This window comes from Lachnospira sp., from assembly GCF_016290755.1.
Classification (GTDB): domain Bacteria; phylum Bacillota; class Clostridia; order Lachnospirales; family Lachnospiraceae; genus Lachnospira; species Lachnospira multipara.
Genome location: NZ_JAEEVD010000095.1, coordinates 1 through 4,185 on the forward strand (window position 1 = coordinate 1; position 4,185 = coordinate 4,185).

A 4,185-nucleotide genomic window follows, 5' to 3' on the forward strand; every position below is an offset into this window, starting at 1 on the left:
ATGCTGAATTTAATTCCTTCTCTTTAGTTTCAGACTCATTAGATTTGCTTGTCTTTACATCCTCTACTGAGCTTGTACTTTCAACGCTTACATTAGTAGATGTATTATCCACCTTATCGTCCCTTTTAGCGTCATTTTTTCCACAAGCTGCTAGAGTTATTAACGCTCCACATAATAATAATCCTGCAAATCTCCCTTTTCTCATAAAAATATCCCCTCTTTTAATTTTAAGCTGTTAATTCATGTCTTATTTTTTCAATAAGTGTTACATCAGCAGGTAGCCATGCAACCTCATCTAAATGCTTACTAGTTAGCCACTTTGCGGCTTCATGTTCCTTAAGAACTAAGTCTCCCTCTTCAATCTCAGACCAGAAACAATCCATTGAAAGATGGAAAGTTGGGTAGTCGTATTCGATTGTATCGATTAAATCGCCCACCTTAATCTTAGTGTCCAATTCTTCCATAATTTCTCTACGAAGGGCTTCCTTAGGAGTCTCACCCTCCTCAATCTTACCGCCAGGAAATTCCCAGCCACCTTTTAAATCGCCGTAACCTCTTTGAGTTGCAAAGATGATTGGATCACCGTTAGCGTTTTTATCCTTTATGACTGCTGCCACTACTCGTATTGTTTTCATATGTCCTCCCGTTTTATAGTTAATTTTATTCTATCATTTTTTATAATTAATTTTGTTCTGTCGTTTTTATAGTTATTTTTATTTTGTCCTTTTTATTCAAAGCTAATTAGCTAATCAAATATTCATATATATCTTCTCGAACCTCTCTATCAAGGCTAAACAAGAAATTCACTATAGGCAAGTCTTGACCTTTGTCGTTCTTAATGGTCTTTTGTTGCCAATCAATAGGCTTTACATTTCCCATATAATAAAAGTCTGAACCCTCGCCATCGCTCTTCTTAATAAAGAGACAAATTTTAAGATTATTATCCTTATAATTAATAATACTCTGCGCTTCGTCTTTTTCAAGAGTTACTCTAGATCTTGTCATCCAGCTAAATATTCGTTGATTAATAAATTGATCCTCGTATTTAGTACTTTCTGAGATATCATCTTTTTTCTCATAAGTTATAAAAATAGGACAAGTATTATGCTTAATTCTATATCCATACATAGTTGAACTCTCATCCTTATCCCAGTTCATAAGACGACATACATCTTTTCTGGAATATTTTTCATATAGAACGAGATTGTTATCATCATGATTCTTATAAATGTCCTCATATCGTCTAAAGCCGTATTCTATAAGATTTTCCAACTCTTTTTTAAAAAACAAATCATGTAAAATATTATAAAAAGCCGTTTCTCGTTTTAGGTAATCCTTATTGAAAGTCTTCATATCAACAAAATCAACATCTTTAAAATTTTTCTTATCTGAACCAGATAAAAACTCACCTGTAATAATTCTTAAAGCTGATTCATAATCTGCTTCTTTAAACTTTTCATTTTGGGCTTCCAGATTTTTGATAAAATCGGACTTTTCAATATTTCCCTTTTCAATTATTGCCTTTAACATTAAAAGCTCATGAATTCTCTTTCCATCAACTATTAAATTAGATATAAAGCTAATTGTATCCACTTGCTCCTTATTAAAATTTATGACGTAATCCTTATCAACGCTCTTAACGAATTCATAATAAGAACCAGAATATTTTATAAAAAGCATAGGATCAACTTCACCATGTTCATAAAAATCTAACACTGAAGGAATCCTACCAAGCTTATATTTCATCTGATAATACTTCTCAGAAAGCATCTTCTTCTTGGTTGTCATCTTATCGATAGATTCATAAATTTGCTTTCTAGTTATTTCGTCAAAATGTATTGTTGAACAACCAGGAATCACCCTTGAACCTTCTCTTACATACTTACGAATTGTATCCTTGTTATAGCTTCTATCTCCAGAAAGGGCAATTGGAATCAGGAAGTTATTCTGATAATTTCCAATAAAATCAAGCACAACAACATATTCCTTGTTGTCAGCTTTTCGAAGGCCTCTTCCTAATTGCTGCACAAAAATAATAGCCGACTGTGTAGGTCTAAGCATAATAACCTGATTAACCTCAGGAATATCAACACCCTCGTTAAAGATATCTACAGTGAAAATGTAGTCTAAGGCCTTATGTCCATTTTCTTCAAAATTATCCATCTCAAGCCTTGCAACTGCTGCCTCACGTTCCTTTTCTGAATTCTCACCTGAAAGTGCAACAGTGTTTAAACCTCGGCTATTAAATTCTACAGAAAGCTGTTTAGCCTCTTCATTTCTAGAACAAAAGATAAGCCCTTTAACCCTATTCCCAGAATGTCCATAATAATTTGCCTGTTCTAAAATGTGGTCCACCCTAGACTTTGAGGTGAGTTTATTAAAGGCTGTGTTATCGTCAATCAATTCTCCATCAATAGATAAATCTGAAATTCCAAAGTAATGAAATGGACATAATAAATCCTCTTCTAAGGCTTGATTAAGGCGAATCTCGTAAGCAATATTATGATCAAAAAGCTTATATATATCAAAGCCATCCGTTCTTTCTGGAGATGCTGTCATTCCAAGAAAAAGACGTGGTTTAAAATATTTCATGATTTTCTGATACGTTGGCGCACCTGCCTTATGGGTCTCATCAATCACAATACAATCAAACCTATTGATGTCGAATTTATTCAAAATTTCATCTCTACTCATTGTCTGAACAGTTGAAAATAAATAATCGGCATGGTAATCCTTATGATTTCCTGACAAAAGCCCTGTAGATACCGTACTTGGCAAAACTTTTTTATAAGAATTCCTTGCCTGCTTTAATATCTGCTCACGATGCACCAGGAATAAAACCTTCTTAAAACCCAACTCACGCATGGCAAAAGCTGAAGCGTAAGTCTTACCAGTACCTGTTGCTGAAATTAAAAGGGCCCTGGTTTTCATATTTCCCTCTGTTTCATTTTTTTCTAAAATCTTTTTTAGATTAGAAATAAAACCTACCTGCATGCTGTTAGGTTCTAGTTTATATTTTTCCAAAGATACCAATTCTTCAGCCTTAGCAATCTGTCGTTGCTTGCTTATGATTTGATACTTTTCTTTATAATTCTCAATAAAATCCTCAAAGCTTAAGCTATCCTGCGAGTTCCATAAGCAATTAAACTCCTCAATGATCTGCTTTGTCATCTCACCATCTTTAGTTGAAACAAGTTTTGTATTCCACTCAATATTCTTAGTAAGCGCCGAACCTGTAAGATTCGCACTACCGATGATTATTCTGTATATTTCTTCTTTTTTGAAAATGTATCCCTTAGTGTGAAATCCTTCTTTGCCGTCCTGTACGTGATACATTTTAAGTTCTATATTCTTTAATTGGTGAATTGTTTCAAGAGCCTTAGGTTCACTAAAGTTAAGATAATCCGTTGTTAGAATCTGACCGGGAATATTCTTCTCTTCAAGCTCCTTTAATATGGATAATAAAGGAGTGATGCCACTTCTAGTAATAAAGGCAACGCTGATTTGAAAGCTATCACAAACTCGAAGTTCATTCTCAATAGACGAAATAACTTTCTTTCCCTCTCTATAATTGTTAGATACAAACTGAGGTCTAAAACTTTCGTTAGACACAACTGAACCATCTATGTATGCAGTTTCAAAACCTCTTCTCATTTCCTCTATCATAATGTCCCTCACTTCTAATGTCTTTCTAGCAATATCACTGTATTTAATTATACTACATTATGCCCATGTTTTTCATTTAAAGTAAGCATTAGTATTGTGATTCTTGCAACATCAGTTTTATTATTTCTTTACCTAAGCTACTTCCATTATTACTGTTAAATTGTTGTTTATTGCATAATCTAAAATATCCAATATTAAATTATAAGCTTCCTTAGTCTCTTCATTTTCAAATTTTTTATTACTATACTGCAATAAATCTTCTCTATATTCCTTTAAATCAATTTCATAATCATCACATATATAAGCACCTTCTTCTTGATGATAATCTCTAGTAAATCCCTTCCAACCTTTTCCTTCCAAGTTGGCCTCTTTAAATATTTCATCAAAATATCCACACCAAATATGAATGTTTACGGAAGGATTTTCCTTTATAAACATTATTATTTCTTCTTCTCCTTCAAAGCCTTCATACAATTTGTAATTATTTTTTAGATTTCCAATGTCCATAATTTTTCTCCT

The 4,185-nt window shown here is 33.0% G+C and carries 4 protein-coding genes; all 4 read right to left on the minus strand.

Annotated features, from left to right (window positions below; translation table 11 throughout):
- A partial coding sequence (locus QVA17_RS12310; RefSeq protein ID WP_330635230.1) for a hypothetical protein occupies positions 1-205 on the minus strand: 205 nt, incomplete at its 3' end.
- 22 nt (positions 206-227) lie between these two features.
- On the minus strand, positions 228-635 hold the full coding sequence (locus QVA17_RS12315; RefSeq protein WP_027430182.1) for a (deoxy)nucleoside triphosphate pyrophosphohydrolase: 408 nt from the start codon (positions 633-635) through the stop codon (positions 228-230).
- 106 nt (positions 636-741) lie between these two features.
- Positions 742-3,666 (minus strand): DEAD/DEAH box helicase, encoded by a 2,925-nt coding sequence (locus tag QVA17_RS12320; protein ID WP_287389288.1) that lies wholly within the window; start codon positions 3,664-3,666, stop codon positions 742-744.
- A gap of 132 nt (positions 3,667-3,798) precedes the next feature.
- The coding region (locus tag QVA17_RS12325; protein ID WP_287389290.1) for a hypothetical protein at positions 3,799-4,185 on the minus strand (387 nt) is incomplete at its 5' end.

Coding starts and splice junctions, on each gene's coding strand:
- QVA17_RS12320 (WP_287389288.1), bottom strand. CDS start 3,666: ATGATAGAGGAAATGAGAAGAGGTTTTGAAACTGCATACATAGATGGT.
- QVA17_RS12315 (WP_027430182.1), bottom strand. CDS start 635: ATGAAAACAATACGAGTAGTGGCAGCAGTCATAAAGGATAAAAACGCT.